Source organism: Caulobacter sp. 602-2, assembly GCF_011043625.1.
Lineage (GTDB): Bacteria > Pseudomonadota > Alphaproteobacteria > Caulobacterales > Caulobacteraceae > Caulobacter.
In genome coordinates, this window is record NZ_JAAKGT010000018.1 from 44,767 (window position 1) to 62,161 (window position 17,395).

General features: G+C 71.1%; 19 protein-coding genes and 1 pseudogene. 16 read left to right on the forward strand and 4 right to left on the reverse strand.

Annotation, left to right across the window (positions count from 1 at the left end; genetic code table 11):
* Positions 1-56: 56 nt before the first annotated feature.
* The 5 genes from G5B46_RS23115 (at position 57) to G5B46_RS23135 (ending at position 2,999) form a co-directional block, all read left to right on the forward strand.
* On the forward strand, positions 57-1,331 hold the full coding sequence (locus G5B46_RS23115; protein WP_165262866.1) for an ectonucleotide pyrophosphatase/phosphodiesterase: 1,275 nt from the start codon (positions 57-59) through the stop codon (positions 1,329-1,331).
* Between the two features lie 99 nt (positions 1,332-1,430).
* Entirely contained in the window at positions 1,431-1,874 is a 444-nt protein-coding gene (locus G5B46_RS23120; protein WP_165262868.1) for a VOC family protein, read from the forward strand.
* The gene (locus G5B46_RS23125; protein WP_165262870.1) at positions 1,871-2,212 is read left to right on the forward strand and encodes an MmcQ/YjbR family DNA-binding protein; all 342 of its coding nucleotides are present in this window, start codon (positions 1,871-1,873) and stop codon (positions 2,210-2,212) included. Before G5B46_RS23120 ends, G5B46_RS23125 begins: the two co-directional genes overlap by 4 nt.
* The gene (locus tag G5B46_RS23130; protein ID WP_165262872.1) at positions 2,209-2,532 is read left to right on the forward strand and encodes a metalloregulator ArsR/SmtB family transcription factor; all 324 of its coding nucleotides are present in this window, start codon (positions 2,209-2,211) and stop codon (positions 2,530-2,532) included. The genes G5B46_RS23125 and G5B46_RS23130 overlap by 4 nt, the downstream gene beginning before the upstream one ends.
* A complete protein-coding gene (locus tag G5B46_RS23135) occupies positions 2,529-2,999 on the forward strand; it encodes an SRPBCC domain-containing protein (RefSeq protein ID WP_165262874.1) in 471 nt (156 codons plus the stop codon). The genes G5B46_RS23130 and G5B46_RS23135 overlap by 4 nt, the downstream gene beginning before the upstream one ends.
* Here the strand turns inward: G5B46_RS23135 and G5B46_RS24625 are convergent.
* Positions 2,998-3,124 (reverse strand): annotated as a pseudogene (locus G5B46_RS24625) (hypothetical protein); the annotation flags it as partial. The gene G5B46_RS23135 and the pseudogene G5B46_RS24625 overlap by 2 nt on opposite strands.
* Before the next feature lie 41 nt (positions 3,125-3,165).
* Here G5B46_RS24625 and G5B46_RS23145 point away from each other — a divergent pair.
* The 5 genes from G5B46_RS23145 to G5B46_RS23165 all read left to right on the forward strand — a co-directional run bounded on the left by G5B46_RS23145 (position 3,166) and on the right by G5B46_RS23165 (position 8,667).
* On the forward strand, positions 3,166-4,431 hold the full coding sequence (locus G5B46_RS23145; RefSeq protein ID WP_165262876.1) for a TCR/Tet family MFS transporter: 1,266 nt from the start codon (positions 3,166-3,168) through the stop codon (positions 4,429-4,431).
* A 102-nt stretch (positions 4,432-4,533) separates the two neighbouring features.
* A complete protein-coding gene (locus G5B46_RS23150) occupies positions 4,534-5,970 on the forward strand; it encodes a Do family serine endopeptidase (protein ID WP_165262878.1) in 1,437 nt (478 codons plus the stop codon).
* 68 nt (positions 5,971-6,038) lie between these two features.
* Entirely contained in the window at positions 6,039-7,340 is a 1,302-nt protein-coding gene (locus tag G5B46_RS23155; protein WP_165262880.1) for a replication-associated recombination protein A, read from the forward strand.
* 5 nt (positions 7,341-7,345) lie between these two features.
* The gene (locus G5B46_RS23160; protein ID WP_165262882.1) at positions 7,346-8,131 is read left to right on the forward strand and encodes an RluA family pseudouridine synthase; all 786 of its coding nucleotides are present in this window, start codon (positions 7,346-7,348) and stop codon (positions 8,129-8,131) included.
* A 38-nt stretch (positions 8,132-8,169) separates the two neighbouring features.
* Positions 8,170-8,667 (forward strand): hypothetical protein, encoded by a 498-nt coding sequence (locus tag G5B46_RS23165; protein ID WP_165262884.1) that lies wholly within the window; start codon positions 8,170-8,172, stop codon positions 8,665-8,667.
* Positions 8,668-8,694: 27 nt separating this feature from the next.
* On the opposite strand, the gene G5B46_RS23170 is transcribed toward G5B46_RS23165, so the two are convergent.
* Positions 8,695-9,927, reverse strand: coding sequence for a hypothetical protein (locus G5B46_RS23170; protein WP_165262886.1), 1,233 nt, complete (start codon positions 9,925-9,927; stop codon positions 8,695-8,697).
* A gap of 256 nt (positions 9,928-10,183) precedes the next feature.
* Between G5B46_RS23170 and crcB the strand changes: the two genes are divergently transcribed.
* Genes crcB through G5B46_RS23185 form a run of 3 tightly spaced genes read left to right on the forward strand, consistent with a single transcriptional unit; the run spans position 10,184 to position 13,040 of the window.
* Positions 10,184-10,567, forward strand: coding sequence for a fluoride efflux transporter CrcB (gene crcB / locus G5B46_RS23175; RefSeq protein WP_165262888.1), 384 nt, complete (start codon positions 10,184-10,186; stop codon positions 10,565-10,567).
* Complete coding sequence (locus G5B46_RS23180; RefSeq protein WP_165262890.1) at positions 10,564-11,553, forward strand: RluA family pseudouridine synthase; 990 nt, start codon at positions 10,564-10,566, stop codon at positions 11,551-11,553. Before crcB ends, G5B46_RS23180 begins: the two co-directional genes overlap by 4 nt.
* On the forward strand, positions 11,550-13,040 hold the full coding sequence (locus tag G5B46_RS23185; RefSeq protein ID WP_165262892.1) for a putative 2OG-Fe(II) oxygenase: 1,491 nt from the start codon (positions 11,550-11,552) through the stop codon (positions 13,038-13,040). The genes G5B46_RS23180 and G5B46_RS23185 overlap by 4 nt, the downstream gene beginning before the upstream one ends.
* A 113-nt stretch (positions 13,041-13,153) precedes the next feature.
* Here G5B46_RS23185 and G5B46_RS23190 read toward each other — a convergent pair whose 3' ends face one another.
* Positions 13,154-14,416: a DUF1501 domain-containing protein gene (locus G5B46_RS23190; RefSeq protein ID WP_165262894.1), complete on the reverse strand. Its 1,263-nt coding sequence runs from the start codon at positions 14,414-14,416 to the stop codon at positions 13,154-13,156.
* Entirely contained in the window at positions 14,413-15,903 is a 1,491-nt protein-coding gene (locus G5B46_RS23195) for a DUF1800 family protein (protein WP_165262896.1), read from the reverse strand. Before G5B46_RS23195 ends, G5B46_RS23190 begins: the two co-directional genes overlap by 4 nt.
* Positions 15,904-15,960: 57 nt before the next feature.
* Here G5B46_RS23195 and G5B46_RS23200 point away from each other — a divergent pair, with 57 nt between their 5' ends.
* The 3 genes from G5B46_RS23200 to G5B46_RS23210 form a co-directional block, all read left to right on the forward strand.
* Positions 15,961-16,689, forward strand: coding sequence for an ATP12 family protein (locus tag G5B46_RS23200; RefSeq protein WP_165262898.1), 729 nt, complete (start codon positions 15,961-15,963; stop codon positions 16,687-16,689).
* 10 nt (positions 16,690-16,699) lie between these two features.
* Positions 16,700-17,026 carry a YnfA family protein gene (locus tag G5B46_RS23205; protein WP_165262900.1) on the forward strand — a complete coding sequence of 109 codons (327 nt, stop codon included), beginning with the start codon at positions 16,700-16,702 and terminating at the stop codon, positions 17,024-17,026.
* 72 nt (positions 17,027-17,098) lie between these two features.
* The coding region (locus G5B46_RS23210) for a carboxyl transferase domain-containing protein (RefSeq protein WP_276611627.1) at positions 17,099-17,395 on the forward strand (297 nt) is incomplete at its 3' end.

Here is a 17,395-nt window from a genome sequence, read left to right on the forward strand (position 1 = left end):
CGAATTGTCGCCGAGCTGTCCTATAGGGGCGGAACTCTTTGCTTCAGGGCCCGGCCATGACCGTTCTTTCCCGCTTCGCCGCATTCCTGGCGATCGCCGTCCTTTCCGGCTGCGCCACGGCGCCGCGTCCCGTCGCCGAGGGACCGCCCGTACAAGCCGCCAAGGTCAAGGCGCCGCTGACCATCCTGATCTCGATCGACGGTTTCCGCGCCGACTACCTCGACCGCGGCGACACCCCGGCCATGAAGGCCCTGGCCGACGACGGCGTGCGCGCGGCCATGCGCCCGTCGTTCCCGTCGCTGACCTTCCCCAATCACTACGCCCTGGTCACCGGCATGCGCCCCGACCACAACGGCATCGTCAGCAACACGATGGAGGACCCGCAGATCCCGGGCGTGACCTTCACCCTCTCCAACCGCGACGCCGTCACCGACACCCGCTGGTGGAGCATGGCCACGCCGATCTGGTCCACGGCCGAGAAGCAGGGCGTGCGCGCCGGCACCATGTTCTGGCCGGGCTCGGAAGCCGAGATCGCCGGCGTGCGGCCCACCAAATGGGCGGTGTTCGACCAGAAGAAGCCGTCCAACGACCGCGTCGACACCCTGCTGTCGTGGCTGGACGAGACCAGGGACGCGCCGCTTGGCCTGGCCACCCTCTATTTCGACATCGTCGACAGCGCCGGCCACAAGTACGGACCGGACTCGCCCGAGGTGCGCAAGGCCTCGGCCGACGTCGACGTGGCGATCGCCCGTCTGGTCGAGGGGCTGAAGGCTCGCGGCCTCTATGACCGCACCAACCTGATCATCGTCGCCGACCACGGCATGGCCCCGCTGCCGGCCAGCCAGCGCGTGGTGCTCGACGACAGCGTCGACCTTTCCAAGCTGCGCTATGTGGGTCTGGGCGCCATCGCCAGCCTCTATCCCAAGCCCGGCGAGGAGAAGGCCGTGACCGCCGCCCTGGTCCGTCCGCACCCGCACATGACCTGCTGGGAGAAGGCCAAGATCCCGGCTCGCCTGCACTACGGAACCAACCGCCGCATCGGTCCGATCGTCTGCTCGGCCCAGACCGGCTGGTACATCACCACCGCCGCCTCGCAGAAGAAGCGTGAAGGCGAGGGCGGGGAGATGCGCGACGGCGGCGCCCATGGTTTCGACAACGCAGATCCGCTGATGCAGGCGGTGTTCGTGGCCCACGGTCCGGCCTTCAAGTCGGGCAAGACCCTGCCGGTGTTCGACAATGTCGACGTCTATCCGCTGCTGGCCAAGGTGATCGGCGTGAAGCCGGAAAAGGTCGATGGCGAACTGGCGCCGGTGAAGGCCGCTCTGCGCTGAACCAGGAAAGGGCGGGTCGCAAGGCTCGCCCTTTTTGCTTGCCCAGATAATTGCGTTATGCGTTAAATATTGCGTTCCAACGCAATAGGAGAGAGGCGCATGGCTCGCCTGACTTCCGCGCTTTGCTACAAGGACCCCAAGGCCGCCCTGAAGTGGCTGGAAGCGGCTTTCGGCTTCGAACTGGTGCTGCTGATCGAGGACGGAGAGGGCAATCTGGCCCACTCGCAGATGGCGCTGGGCGAGGCCCACGTGATGGTCGGCAACGAATGGAGCGCCGATCACGCCAGTCCCGCCTCGCTGGGCGGCAAGAACACCCAGACCGTGCACATCCATATCGAGGACGACGTCGACGCCCATTGCCAGCGCGCCCGCGCAGCCGGGGCCGAGATCCTGCAGGAGCCGACCACCCAGTTCTACGGCGACCGCAGCTATCGCTGTCGCGACCTGGAGGGCCACATCTGGACGGTCGGCCAGACGGTCAAGGTCGTCACCCGCGAAGAGGCCGAAGCCGCCACCGGCCTGAAGATCCAGGGCTGGGCGTGAGCCCGGACGACTTCCGCCGGCTGGCGCTGGCCCTGCCGGGCGTCGTCGAGGGCGCGCACATGGGCACGGCCGACTTCCGCGTCGGGCGGATCTTCGCCACCCTGGGCTATCCCGACGCCCGCTTCGGCATGGTGCAGCTGACCCGCGACTTGCAGGAGATGCTGGTCGCCGCCGAGCCGGCCGCCTTTGTTCCGGTCAAGGGCGGCTGGGGCTTGAAGGGCGCGACCAACGTCGTCCTCGACGCCGTCGACGAGCCGACCTTGAAAAGCGCCCTGGAACAGGCCTGGCGGCTGAAGGCCGGCAAGCGGCTGCTCGCCGAACTGGATGCCCGGGCGTGAGCGTCGACCGCACCCTGGCGGCCCTGGCCGAGCCGCATCGCCGGCGCACGGTCGAGCTGCTGGCCGATGGTCCGCGCCGGGCGGGCGAACTGGCGCAGGCGCTGGGCCTTTCGGCGCCGGCCATGAGCCGCCACCTGCGGGCGCTGCGCGAGGCGCGGCTGGTCGAGGAAAGCCATCCGCCGTTCGACGCCCGGGTGCGGGTCTACGCCCTGCGGCCCGAGCCGATGACCGAGCTGAAGGCCTGGGCCGCCGCGGCCGAAGCGTTGTGGAGCGACCAGCTTCTGGCGCTGAAGGCCCACATCGAGGCTGAGCAGGCATGAGCGCCCGCATCCTGGCGGCCCTGCGGATCAAGGCGTCGCCGGCGCGGGTGTTCGACGCCTTCGTCGGCGAGATCGGCGCCTGGTGGCGGCCCAATCCGCTGTTCTCGTTCACCCCGCGCTCGCCGGGCGTGCTGGCTTTCGAAGGCGAGGGGGAGGGCGCGCGCCTCGTCGAGCGCCTGGCCTCGGGCAAGGTGTTCGAGATCGGTCACGTGCGGACCTGGGCGCGCGGCGAGCGGCTGGTGTTCGGCTGGCGGCAGGCGGCCTTCGCGCCCGGCATGGACACCGAGGTCGAGGTGACCTTCGAGGCCGTCGGCGAGGAGACGCGCGTGACCGTGCAGCATCGCGGCTGGGAGACCGTGCCGGCCGACCACGTGGCCCGCCACGGCTTTCCCGACCAGCTGTTCCTGCTGCGCCACGGCCAGTGGTGGACGGGACTGCTGGAGGGGCTGGCCGCGTATGTCCGCTGACGGATCCTGCGTCCTTCGAGGCCCGCTGCGCGGGCGCCTCAGGATGAGGTCGTCCTTGCACTGAACTCCTCATCCTGAGGTGCGAGCTGAAGGCGAGCCTCGAAGGACGCAACGCCCTTGCCGATTATCCGACAGGCGGTCAAACATCCCGCCCCCGGGAGGTTGCATGTCCGAACCCATCGTCCATCCGGCCCGCAAGGCGGCGCTGGGCTTCATCTTCGTCACCGCCCTGATGGACGTGCTGTCGCTCGGCCTGATGATCCCCGTGCTGCCCAGCCTGGTGAAGGAGATGGCCGGCGGCCACACCGACGCCGCCGCCCAGTGGACGGCCGCCTTCGGCATGGTGTGGGGCGCGATGCAGTTCTTCTGCTCGCCGATCCTGGGCATGATGTCCGACCGCTTCGGGCGGCGGCCGGTGATCCTGATCTCGATCTTCGGCCTGGGCGTGGACTACATCTTCATGGCCCTGGCCCCGACCCTGTGGTGGCTGTTCGTCGGGCGGATCATCCACGGGGCCACGGCGGCCAGCTTCTCGGCGGCGGGCGCCTACATCGCCGACGTCACGCCCGAGAAGGGCCGGGCCAAGGCCTTCGGCCTGATCGGCGCGGCCTGGAGCGTGGGCTTCATCGCCGGTCCCGCCCTGGGCGGCCTGCTGGGCAAGATCGACCTGCACCTGCCGTTCTGGGTGGCCGCGGCCATGGCCCTGCTGAACTGGCTGTACGGCCTGCTGGTGCTGCCCGAATCCCTGCCGCCGGAAAAGCGCATCAGGCGCTTCGACTGGACGAAGGCCAATCCCGTCGGTTCGCTGAAGCTCCTGGGCTCGCACCCGGACCTGCCGCGCCTAGGCGTCGTCAGCTTCCTGATGCAGCTGGCCCATAACGCCTATCCCAGCGTCTTCGTGCTCTACACCGGCTATCGCTATGGCTGGGACACCGCCCAGATCGGCCTTCTGATGATGCTGTCGGGCGTGCTGGGGGTGATCGTCCAGGCCCTGCTGATCGGGCCGATCGTCGATCGCCTGAAGGAGCGCGGCGCGGTGATCTTGGGTCTTGTCTGCTTCTTCGTGTCGTTCGCGGTCTTCGCCTTCGCGCCCAACGGCTGGATCTTCGCCTCGGGCCTGTTCGTCAGCGCCTTCGCCGCCCTGATCCAGCCCGGCCTGATGGGCATGATGACCAAGCGCGTCGGCCCCAGCGAGCAGGGCCAGCTGCAGGGCGCCAACTCGGCGATCATGGGCCTGACGGCGATCATCGGCCCGGCGCTCTACGGCCTGTCGCTGGCCTTCGCCGTGCGCCACGAGCAGACCCTGCACCTGCCCGGCCTGCCGCTGCTCATCGCCGGCCTCCTGGCCCTGGGCGGCCTACTGGTCATCCTGGGCACCCGCAGGGCCCGTCCGCTGGCGGTCGCGGAACCGGGCCTTGATCCCGCGCGCTGAACGCCTTGATTGCGCCTGAAAACTTCGCTGTTTAAGGGGCGAGAGCGCGCGTCTGGGCTCTCGGAGACCGGGCGCGCCGCAAGATCTGACGGAGCCATCGACTTGTCCAAGCCCGCCCTTCGCGTCCTGCTTCCGACCCTGGCCCTCCTGGCCGCCTGCTCGGATCCGGCCTCGCGCAGCCAGGCCCAGTCCATCCCGGAACTCGCCCAGCCCACCCGCAAGGCGCCCACTGATCCCGGCTCGATGAAGGCGTCCTTCGCCCCGGTGGTGAAGAAGACCGCCCCCGCCATCGTCAACGTCGCCAGCCGTCGCGTCGTGCAGCGCCAGCAGTCGCGCGACCCGTTCTGGGACTTCTTCATGGGCGGGGCGGGCGGCACGCCGCGCGCCCAGGTGCAAGGCTCGCTCGGTTCGGGCGCCATCGTCCGCGCCGACGGGGTGATCATCACCAATCACCACAACATCGAGAACATGAGCGACATCACCGTGCAGCTCGCCGACCGCCGCGAGTTCCCGGCCACGGTGCTGCTCGACGACCCGCGCTCGGACCTGGCGGTGCTGAAGATCGACACCAAGGGCGAGCGCCTGCCCACCATCGCCATCGACGACCAGGAACAGCTCGAGGTCGGCGACCTGGTGCTGGCCATGGGCAACCCGTTCGGCGTCGGCCAGACCGTCACCAACGGCATCGTCTCGGCCCTGGCCCGCACCGACGTCGGCGCGGCTGAGTTCGGCAGCTACATCCAGACCGACGCGGCCATCAACCCGGGCAATTCCGGCGGTCCGCTGGTCGACATGGACGGTGATCTGATCGGGGTGAACACCTTCATCATCTCGCGCTCGGGCTCGTCCAGCGGCGTCGGCTTCGCCATTCCGGCGGCCGTGGTGCGCCAGGTGGTGCAGACGGCCCTGGGCGGCGCTCATAGCGTCGTGCGGCCGTGGCTTGGCGTGCGCGGCCAGCCGGTGACCGGCGACCTGGCTAAGAGCCTAGGCATGACCACCCCGCGCGGCGTGCTGGTTTCCGACGTCTATGCCGGCGCCTCGGCCGACAAGGGCGGCATCAAGGAAGGCGACGTCATCCTGTCGATCGACGGCCAGGCGGTGAACGACGAGGGCGGCGGCGCCTTCGCCATCGGCACCCACAAGGTCGGCGATCGCGTGCCGGTGCTGATCCGTCGTGGCGACCGCGAGCAGACCCTGACCATCCGCGCCGAGGCCGCGCCGGAAGTTCCGGCCAAGGACGAGCGCACGATCAGCGGCCGCAATCCCTTCGACGGCGCGACGGTGATGAACCTGTCGCCCGCCGCCGCCCAGGACATCGGCGCCGACGCCTTCGCCGGCAAGGGCGTTCTCGTCACCAAGGTCGGCCAGGGCTTCGCCTTGAACGCTGGCCTGCGCCCGGGCGACTTCGTGCGCGAGGTCAACGGCCGGGCGATCAACACCACGGCCGATCTGGCCGCCGCCACCCGCGGCGACGCGGCGACCTGGAACATCGTCATCGAGCGCAACGGCCAGCGCATCGCGGCCCGCTTCCGCACCTGAGGCCTTGAACCCTCTCCCTTCGGGGAGAGGGTTTCCGCTGACCGCGGAACCCCCTAAATCTGCTTTCCATGTCCGATCTCTTCCAAGCCGCCGGCATCGCGCCCCATGCGCCCGCGCCGCTGGCCGACCGCCTGCGTCCGCAAAGCCTCGACGAGGTCGTGGGTCAGGAGCACCTGCTGGGCCCCGACGGTCCCATCGGCCGGATGGCGGCCGCCCATCGCCTGGCCTCGATGATCCTTTGGGGGCCGCCCGGCACCGGCAAGACCACCATCGCCCGCCTGCTGGCCAAGGCCGGCGGCTACGAGTTCATGCAGATCTCGGCCGTGTTCTCGGGCGTCGCCGACCTGAAGAAGGCCTTCGAGCAGGCCCGCATGCGCCGCCAGTCGGGGCAGTCGACGCTGCTGTTCGTCGACGAGATCCATCGCTTCAACCGCGCCCAGCAGGACGGCTTCCTGCCGTTCGTGGAGGAGGGGATCGTCACCCTCGTCGGCGCCACCACCGAGAACCCCTCGTTCGAGCTCAACGGCGCCTTGCTGTCGCGCTGCCAAGTGTTCGTGCTCAAGCGCCTGGACGAGGCGTCGCTGGAGGCCCTGCTGGCCAAGGCCGAGGCGGCCGAGAACCGCAAGCTGCCGGTCGACGCCGAGGCCCGCCAGGTGCTGGTCGCCATGGCCGACGGCGACGGCCGTTACCTGCTGACCCTGACCGAGACCCTGCTGTCGATCGGCACGGACACGCCGCTGAACCCGACCCAGCTGGGCCAGCTGCTGCAGAAGCGCCGCCCCGCCTACGACAAGGATCGCGAAGAGCACTACAACCTCATCTCGGCCCTGCATAAGTCGGTGCGGGGCTCCGATCCCGACGCGGCCCTCTATTGGCTGGCGCGGATGCTGGAGGGCGGCGAGGACCCGCTGTTCATCGCCCGCCGCCTGGTGCGCATGGCCAGCGAGGACATCGGCGCGGCCGATCCGCTGAGCCTGCTGCTGACCACGGCGGCCAAGGACGCCTACGACTTCCTGGGCAGCCCGGAAGGCGAGTTGGCCCTGGCCCAGGCCGTCGTGCACATGGCCAGCGCGCCCAAGTCCAACGCCGTCTACACCGCCTACAAGGCCGCCCGCCGCGCGGCGAAGGAGACCGGCAGCCTGACGCCGCCGGCCCATATCCTCAACGCCCCGACCAAGCTGATGAAGACCCTCGGCTATGGCGACGGCTATGCCTACGACCACGACGTCGAAGGTGGTGTTTCGGGCCAGAACTACTTCCCCGACGGCATGGCCCGTCCGAAGTTCTACGAGCCCAAGCCGATCGGCGCCGAGGCCAAGGTCAAGGAGCGCCTGGACCACTGGAGCCAGCTGCGCCGAGGCGGTAAGTGACCGCGATGTCCAAGCCGCCCCGCCGCCCCCCCGCCCAGCCCAAGCCGAAAGCCTCCGACACCCCGATCGAGCTGACGCCCGACGAGGTCGCCTTCACGCGCTCGCTGGTGATCCACGAGGACGACAGCGTCTTCGTGCTGAACAAGCCCGCGGGCCTGTCCAGCCAGGGCGGCCGGATCAAGGCCCATACGCTGGACGACCTGCTCTGGGCCCTGGCCCGGCGCGACCGGCCGCGGCCTCGCCTGATCCATCGCCTGGATCGCGACACCTCGGGCGTGATCCTCACCGCGCGCACCAAGCCGGCGGCGACCTTCCTGGGCAAGGCCCTGATGGGCAAGCGCTTCCGCAAGACCTACCTGGCCATCGTCGCGCCCGGCGCGCCCGAGCCGCGCGGCGGCCAGATCGACAGCCCCCTGCGCCGCGAGTCGATCGGCCGCGAGGCCTACATGCGGGTCTGCGAGCCCGATCATCCCGACGCCGAGACCGCCCGCAGCCGCTATCGCACCCTGGCCGCCAACGCCCAGGCGGCGCTGGTCGAGCTGTCGCCCGACACCGGCCGCATGCACCAGCTGCGCGTCCACATGGCCTCGATCGGCCGGCCGATCGCCGGCGACAGTCGCTATGGCGGGACGCTGATGCTGGCCGGCGCGCCGGTGCCGCGGCTGATGCTGCACGCCGCCCGGCTGGTGTTCCCCCATCCCGAGGGCGGCGAGCGGCGCATCGAGGCCCCGCTGCCGGACGACTTCAAGGCCGTGCTGGAAAGACTGGACTTGGCGCTGCCGGAACGCTGAACTTGGCCGAGCCGTTTGAGAGGCAAGGGAGAAACGCCATGAAGACCCCGCTCGCTCTCGTCGCCAGCGCCCTCATCCTCGGCGCCTGCGCCACCGCCCAGCCCACCGTCTATCGGCCGCAGGCCAGCGCCACCGACGTCGGTTTCGCCCAGTACAAGATGGAGGACGGCCGCTATCGCGTGACCTTCCGAGGCGGCCCCGGCGCGCCGGTGGGCCAGGTGACCGACTACGCGCTGCTGCGCGCGGCCGAACTGGCCCTGGCCGACGGCTATCCCTGGTTCCGCGTCGCCGACCGCGTCACCCAGTCGACCGGGGGAGGGGGCGGTCCCACCTTCTCGGTCGGCGGCGGCTCGGGCAGCTACGGTCGCCGCTCGTCGGTGGGCCTGGGCGTGGGCACGAGCTTCAACCTTGGCCCTGGGCCGGCGCTCAGCACCACGCTGGAGGTCGTGTTCGGCAAGGGTCCCCGCCCGCCGGGCGAGGCCTACGACGCCCAGAGCGTCGTCAACACCATCGGCAAGGGCATGGGCCGGGTCTGAGACCGCTGGTCGGTCTCAGCGCGTCTGTTAAGCCGCGTTGCGCGCCGCGTAGGGGTGGGCCGCCCGCAGCGAAGCGTGGCTGAGGCCGGCGGTCTCGGCGGCGGCGAAATAGCCCTCGGCCGGCAGGCCCTGCAGGCTGACCATCGGCGCCAGGCCGCGGGCCTCGCGGCCGAAGGCCATGATGTCCATGGCGATCTTCTCGGCCGGGCCGCCAAGGTCGCAGGCGTCCAGCGTCAGGCCGGCCAGGCGGGCGTCGCGCAGGTGCTTGAAGGCTTCCTTGTCGGGCGGCACGCGGGCGATGACGCCGCGGGTAAGGGCCTTCAGCAGGCCCACCACTTCCAGCAGGCGGCCGGCGGGCGTGCCGCGGGTGACGTCCACCAGCTCGATCATCACCCCGCCGCGCAGCAGGGCCAGCGACAGGCCCGAGGTGCCGGTGAGCAGGTCGCGGCCGCGCTGGGTGCCCAGCGTGCGGAACGAGGCCGGCAGCACCAGGTCGGGGCGCTCGTTGCCCTGGGCGGCCTTGGCGAAGGCCGCGCCGTAGCGCAGCGTCGCCTCGTCGATGAAGGCGATGTCCTTGTCGGCCAGCTTGGTGATCGCGCGGCCGCTGATCGAGCGGCCGGTGCCCAGGTGGGTGACGATCGGCTCGACGCGGATGGCCGTGGTGACGTTGCGGCGCAGGCCGATGACGTGCTCCAGCGCGAAGTCGACGCGCAGGGCCGCGCCGCCGCTGGTGGTGAAGGCCACCGGGGTGCGGCGCATCTCGTCGCTGACGTCGATGTCGGCGCGGAACGGCGAGCGTTCAGAGTCGCGGCGGGCTCGGGCGGCCAGCACCACGGACGGATCGATCGGACGGCAGACGACGCCGCCGGGCTCGATGCCGATAACCGAGCGCACACCGATGTCCTTCAGTTCGGCCGCGCCCAGCAGGTGGGTCAGCACGTCCTCGAGGATGCGGATGCTGGCGGCCTGGGCCGACAGGCCCTGGTCGTTGTGCGTGGCGATCAGGAAGTCGTCCTCGCTGACCCGGCCGCGCAGGTCGGCGCGATCCAGATGTTCGTTCAGCTTGCGCTCGACATAGGTCCACACGTCGGTGCGCTTCTGGTCCCACCAGTCGCCGGCCCAGCGGCGGATGGCCTTGATGCTGATGACGTTCACCGCGCCGCGGCCGACCAGGTCGGATCCGGCCAGGCGGTTCAGCATCGCCGGCGGCAGGGCCAGGCGTTCGGTCGTGTCGTCCTTGGGGGGCAGGGAGGCGGGCATCTGACCGTGGGATTCGCGAGTGGAGCCCATAGGTTGCGCCCGCCGCCGTTAACCCGCCGTGCAGGAACAGGGTTGAGGTGACCTTTACCCTTTCGGCAAAACCTTGTCGGGCAAGACTCTTTCTGGTTTCGGGGCGTTAATTTTGTGCGCTGCGGGATAGTGATGTCGAGGCGCGGGCGCATCACCCTTGCGACGCATCGACCGCCCGGCTCGCCCCGGCCTTGGCGTTCGGCGCCGCTCGGCGCATAAGGGGCCCATGAACAAGGTGCTTCTCGTCGCCGTGGGCGGCGCCGCCGGCTCCGTCGCCCGCTATCTGGTGGGCATGGCCGCGCTGCGCTGGATCGGTCCGGGCTGGCCCTGGGGCACGCTGACCGTCAACATCGTCGGCGGTTTCCTGATGGGGGCCGTCACCGGCTGGCTGGCGTTCCGTTCGGCCGGCCAGCAGGAGACCTTCCGCGTGCTGCTGGCCACCGGCGTGCTCGGGGGCTTCACCACCTTTTCGGCCTTTTCGCTGGAGACCGCGCTGATGATCGAGAAGCGCGCCTACGGCTCGGCCCTGACCTACACCGCCCTCAGCGTGATCCTCGCGCTGTCGGCCCTTTTCGCGGGCCTCATGCTTGCCCGCAGGATGTTCGCATGAAGGAAGTTCGCACCCTGTACGTCGACGGGGGCGAGGACGGGGTCCGCCTCGACCGCTGGTTCAAGCGCCGCTGGCCGCACCTGAACCACGTCCAGCTCAACAAGCTGTTCCGCTCGGGCCAGGTCCGGGTCGACGGCTCGCGCGCCAAGGCTGACACCAAGCTGGCCGCCGGCAGCCAGATCCGCGTGCCGCCGCTGCCCGACGCGCCCGATCCGGCCGACAAGGGCAAGCTGTCGCCGCGCGACATCGCCTACGCCCGTTCGCTGGTGCTCTATGAAGACGAGGACGTCCTGGCGCTGAACAAGCCGGCCGGCCTGGCCGTGCAGGGCGGCACCAAGACGACCAAGCACATCGACAAGCTGCTCAGCGCCTGGGGCGAGGGCGTCGATCGCCCGCGCCTGGTGCACCGCCTCGACCGCGACACCTCCGGCGTGCTGCTGCTGGGCAAGAGCCCCAGCGCGGCGGCCAAGCTGTCGGGCGCCTTCGCCAAGCGCAAGGCGCAGAAGACCTACTGGGCCATCGTCGTGGGCAATCCGCACCCGACCGAAGGCGTGATCGAGCTGCACTTGGCCAAGCGCGGCGTCAACGACCGCGAGATCGTCGTGCCCGCCGATCCCAAGGACAAGGACGCCTCGCCGGCCGAGACCGAGTTCGTCACCATCAGCCGCGCGGGCCCGCGCGCCTCGTGGATGGCGCTGCGCCCGCACACCGGCCGCACCCACCAGCTGCGCGCCCACATGAAGGCCATCGGCCACCCGATCCTGGGCGATCCCAAGTACGGCGACGACAAGTCCGCGCCGCTGTCCGAGGGGCTGAAGCTGCAGCTGCACGCCCGTTCGATCCTACTGCCGCACCCCAGCGCCGGCATGCTGCACATCGAAGCGCCGCTCAGCCCCGAGATGCAGGCCGGTTTCGCCAAGTTCGGCTTCTCCGAGGACGAGGCCGAACAGAACCCGTTCGCCCGCCGCCAGACCAAGCGGCGATGAACCAAGGCCTCGTCCAGCAGGCCTGGGATCTGGTCGGCAAGGGCCAGGCCGAGCAGGCGATCGCCCTGACGGCCGCCGCCGCGGCGCGGCCGACCGCCATGCCCGGCCTGCTGGTGGCGCACGCCGCCGCGCTGAAGGGCGCGGGCCGGCACGCCGAGGCCCTGCCGTTCAACGAGCGGGCCGCCCGCGGCGCGCCGCAGGATCGCCTGACCTGGTACAATCTGGCCGCCACCAACGGCGACCTGGGTCGCCAGCCGCAGGCCGAGGCCGCGGTGCGCAAGGCCATGTCCCTGGGCCTCGACGCGCCGGAGGCCTGGCTGGTCCTGGCCCGCGCGGTGCAGTTCCAGCATCGCTACGACGAGGCCGAGACGATCTTCCAAGAGGCGATCGCCCGCCGCCCGGCCTTCGTCGACGCCCACCGCGATCTGGCCCAACTGCGCTGGATGCGGACCGCCGATCTCGACCATGCCCTTGCGCCGCTGAAGGCAACGCTGGCCCGGCAGTCCGACCCGCGCCTGCTGCACGTGCAGGCCCTGGTCGAGGAGTTCGCCGGCCGTCTGCCCCAGGCGCTCGACACCCTGCGGGCGGGCCTGCGCCGCCATCCCGGCGACCTGCACCTTTTGGTCACCGCCGCCCATGCCGCCGCCGAACTGGGCGAGACGGCCGAAGGGCTGGCCCATGCGCAGGCCGCGGCCCGAGCAGCGCCCGGCGTCGCGCCGGTGCTCAAGAGCCTGGCCGAGGCCCTGCTGGCGGTTGGCGACGCGGCCGGCGCCTCGTCGGTGGCCGGGTCGGTGTTGCAGGCCTTTCCCTACGACCAGCACGCGCTGTCGCTGCAGGCCCTGGCTTGGCGGATCCTCGGCGACCCCCGCTACGGCGCGCTCTACGACTACGCCGCCTTCGTGCGGCCCTACACCTTGCCCACGCCGGAAGGCTGGAGCGACCTCTCCAGCTTCCTGGCCGACCTTCGCAAGCGTCTGGGCGAACTGCACGACCTGGAGACCCATCCGCTGCAGCAGTCGCTGCGCGGCGGCGCCCAGGTGCAGTCGCTGCACACCTCGCAGGAGCCGATCTTCCAGGCCTTCTTCGCCAGCGCCCGGGCCACCGTCGAGCGCTACGCCGCCGAGCTTGGCGAGGGAAGCGACCCCTTGCGCATCCGCCGCACCGGCAAGGCGGTGGTGCAGGGCGGCTGGTCGGTCAGCCTCAAGCCCAACGGCTTCCATACCGACCACGTCCATCCGCAGGGCTGGGTGTCGTCGGCCTTCTACATCGACCTGCCGCCGGGCGTTGACGATGCGGAGCGGCGCGAAGGCTGGATCAAGTTCGGCCAGCCCGGCTGCGTCACCTCGCCGAAGCTTCAGGCCGAGCACGCCGTCAAGCCGGCGCCGGGCACGTTGGTGCTGTTCCCGTCCTACATGTGGCACGGCACCGTGCCGTTCACCGGCGAGGCGCGCCGCCTGACCATGGCCTTCGACGCGGTTCCGGGGTGACCTCCTCCGGCCCTCCGGGCCACCTCCCCCAGCGGGGGAGGATCTGCGCTGCGGATGCTCCCCCTCTGGGGGAGCTGTCGCGGAGCGACTGAGGGGGGCCGCGCAGCGGTCCCTCAAACCAGCCCGGTCACCGCTTTTGCATCGGCGCTGTCGGCGAACACCTTCTTTTCCACGGCGGCCCGGTCCACGCCCAGGTGGTCGATCAGCACGCCCTTGAACAGGCCGCGCATGTCCAGCGTCGGCGCGACGTCGCGGTTCTCGAACAGGGCCGGCTCGGCCAGGGTCGGCCAGTCGCCGACGATGCCGCCGCGCTTGAGGGCGCCGCCCAGCAGCAGGGCGGTCGAGGCCGTGCCGTGGTCGGTGCCCTGCGTGCCGTTGACCCTGGCGGTGCGGCCAAACTCCGTCACGGCCACCACCACCGTGTTCCTCCACTCGGGCCCCAGGCCCTCGTGCAGGCCGTCGAGCACGGCGTCCAGATAGGTCAGCCGCGTGGCGATCTGGCCGACCTGGCCGGCGTGGGTGTCGAAGCCGTCCAGCGACAGGGCGGCGATCTGCGGGCCGTCGGCCTGGCGCATGAAGCCGGCCAGGGTCGAGCCCAGCTTGCGCGCGGCCTCGCGGCCCTGGCGGTTGTCGGCGGGACGGCCTCCAGGCTGGTTCATGGCAGGCTGATTCATGGCGGGCTGGCTCATGGACTGGGCCATGCTCTGAGCCGGCGCCAGGGCCGTCATCGCCGCCTGGGCCATGGCCTCGGTCTCCAGGCCACGGGCGAAGGCCGGGCCCAGCAGCGGGTCGCCCTTGTAGAGGTCCTGCAGCAGCGTGGGCAGGCGCGCGGCCTCGTCCAGGCCCTTGCCGGGCGACCAGCTGGCCGCCTGCACCTTGCCGCGCAGGATCAGCGGAGCGGTGGTCCCCACCGACAGGGCCTCGACCTTGCCCGGCCCCATCACCTCCAGCGTGCGGTTCAGCCAGCCGCTGTCGGCGCCGTAGACCTTGGCCTCGCCGGTCTCCAGAACGTCCTGGGCCTCGAAGTGCGAGCGGGCGCGGTCAGGCGTGGCGATGGCCGGCGCGATGCGGGCCTGGCCTTGCCTGGCCAGGGCGTGGACGGTGGTCAGCGACGGGTGCAGGGCGAAGGTGTCGTCGAGCTTCAGCGCCTTGTCGGGGCTCATGGCGATGCCGCCGCGCAGCGCCGCATAGCCCGGGTCGCCGACGGGAGGAGCCACCGAGAGGCCGTCCATGCCGCCGCGGCAGACCACCACGACCAGCTTCTTGGTTCCGTCGGCGGCCTGGGCCTGGCGTCCGACGAAGCTGACCGACACGCCCAGGCTGGCGGCGGCCGCCAGGAACGAGCGACGGGAAGGGGAGAGGGTGCGATCGGTCATCGGCGTTGGAACTCCGGACTCATCACCAGCAGGGCGAGGGCTTCGCGGCGGGTCTCGGCGCGGGCCACCGCGCGGGCGGTGGGCTCGCCCAGGCGTGCGCCCAGGGCCGAGCGGGCCAGGGCGTCGGGATCGCGCGCGTCGGCCACGGCGGCGGCGAACCCTTGCGTCCACTGCATGCGCTTGACCAGGCCGTCGGGCGAGGCCCAGGCGCCGGCCTCGTCGGGCCAGCCCTTGGGCGAGGGCGGCGAGAACGGCTTCTGGCCCAGGCTGGTCAGGATGGGGTTCAGCCGCTCGAACGCCGCCGGACGCCCGCCGATCGCGCGCCAGGCCGAGATCGTGAACTCGTAGGGCGTCTTGACCTTCATGGGTGTCGGGTCCCAGGCCTCGGGCGCGGCGATCAGCGCTCCGGCCACCGCGTCCAGCCGGCCGCCGGTCTCGATCCAGCGTTTCTCCAGCCGCGCGACGAGGGCGGGGGGCGGGGCGTCGGCGACGAAGTGGCGGGCGATCTTGCTGCAGACGTGGCGCGCGGTGCGCGGGTCGGCGGCCAGGGTCTTCAGCACCGCCAGGCCCTGGTCCTGGCCGCCTTGGGCGAAGGCCTTGCCGAGGATCGCGCGGGCGCCGGGCTCGTGGGCGTTGGCGCGGAAGACGAAGGCGCCGATGTCGGGGTCCTGGACGCGGCCGACGCTGAAGCCGGTGAGGGCGCGGGCGAACTCGGTGACGTCGGCCTGGCTGTAGCCGGCGTCGACGCCCACGGTGTGCAGTTCCAGGATCTCGCGCGCCAGGTTCTCGTTCAGCCCCACGCGTCGGGGCCGACCGCCGCGCGCGGCGTACTGCGCCGCCCGGCTGCCCGGACCGATCGACTGGGCCTGGTCCAGATAGGTCAGCATGGCCGGATGGGTGCTGGAGGCGACCAGCAGGTCCTCGAAACGCCCGAACACGTGCGGCCGGATCGCCTCGCGCTCGAACGGCCCGATCACCACGGCGGTGGCCTGCTTGGTGGACGATACCGTGAAATGGTTGGCGAAGAACAGCGCCCAGCGCTCGCGAAAGCCCGCCTCGGTGTCGGCGGCCAACTGGGCGCGGGCCAGGAAGTCGGCGTTGGTCTTCTCGCGCAGATAGCGCTGAGCCTCCTTCTGGGCCTCGCGCAGGATGTTGGCGTTGGGCGGGGCGTCGACCACGGGGATCGGCTTCATGTCGCCGTCGGCCGCGGGCGTCCTGGTCTCGCGGCGGGCGGCGCGGCGTTCCTGGCGGTAGTCGGCGAAGGCGGCGTAGCGCGTCGGCGCGCTCTCGCCGTCATCCTTGGGCAGGTCCGCGCCCTCGCGGCGGATCTGGCCCTCGAGGAAGCCGCGCGGGTCGCCGCGCGCCGCCTCGATCTCGCCCGGCCGCGCGCCCAGCCCGAAGCGGGTGGCGGCGATGGCGGCCATCATGTCCTTGGACGGCAGGCTCAAGCCGGGCTCTCCCTTGCGATATGGCGTCCGATCGACCATTCAACGCGCAGGCTGCGGAAATCCGTCGCCAGCCTTCCGTGAAAATGAGCCGTTCCCGTGTCCGACAAGCCCGACCTGATCGAAAAGCCGCGCCGCTTCTACAAGGCCGCGACCGCCGGCGAGGCCAAGGACGGCCTCTATCCGGTGCTGCTGGACGGCCGCACGCCCAAGTCGCCGCAGAAGAAGCCGCTGGCCCTGCCGACCCTGGCCCTGGCGCAGGTCGTGGCCGCCGAGTGGGAGGCCCAGGAGAAGGTCATCGACTCCACGGCCATGCCGGCCACTCGCCTGGCCTTCACCGCCATCGATCGCATCGCCGAGACGCGCGCCGAAGTCGCCCGCGAGGTCGCCGCCTATGCCGGCTCGGACCTGCTCTGCTACCGCGCCGACGGCCCCACGCCCCTGGTCGAGCGCCAGGCGCGCGAGTGGGGCGCGATGCTGGACTGGGCCAAGGCCGAGCATGGCGTGGCGCTGGAGCCTGTGACCGGGATCATCCACGCCCCGCAGCCGCCGGCGACCCTGGCCGCCGTCGAGGCCCTGGCCCTGCGGCTCGACGATTTCTCGCTGGCGGGCGTGGCCTATGCGGCGGGCCTGTTCGGCTCCACCGTCCTGGCGCTCGCCGTGCGCGCGGGGCGGGTGACCGGCCAGAAGGCGCTGGACCTGTCGCGCCTGGACGAGATCTACCAGGCCGAACAGTGGGGCGACGACCACGAGGCCGTCACTCGCGCCGCCAACCTGGCGATCGAGGCGGCCGTTCTCGAGCGGTGGTTCGCCGCCCTTCGCCGATGAGACCGGTCCGGTGAGGAGCGCGCTGGTCTACGTCCTGGCCGCGGTCTGCGAGATCGGCGGCTGCTTCGCCTTCTGGGCCTGGCTGCGGCAGGGGCGCTCGGCGCTGTGGACCATCCCCGGCGTCCTGGCCCTGGTCGCCTTCGCCTGGCTCCTGAGCCGTGTCGAGGCGCAGGCGGCGGGCCGGGCCTTCGCGGCTTATGGCGGCATCTACATCCTGTCGTCCATCGTCTGGATGCGGACGGTCGAGCAGGTGCGCCCCGACCGCTGGGACCTGATCGGCATGGCCGTGTGCCTCGCCGGCGCGGGGATCATCCTGTTTGGCCCGCGCGCCGCCTGACGGCTGCGCCTTGCCAGCCCCGCCGGGGCTCTTTACGCCTTTGGTTCCAGTCCCAGCTTGGAGCCGAAGACCTTGCAACACATCCTGGAAGAGCTGGAGCGGCGTCGCGAGCAGGCGCGAGCGGGGGGCGGCGAGAAGCGGGTGGCGAGCCAGCATGCCAAGGGCAAGCTGACGGCGCGCGAGCGGATCGACCTGCTGCTCGACGAAGGCTCGTTCGAGGAGTTCGACATGTTCGTCGAGCACCGGGGGACCGAGTTCGGCATGGCCGACCAGAAGGTGCCCGGCGACGGGGTGGTGACCGGCTGGGGCACGATCAACGGCAAGGTCGTCTACGTCTTCTCCAAGGACTTCACGGTGTTCGGCGGGTCG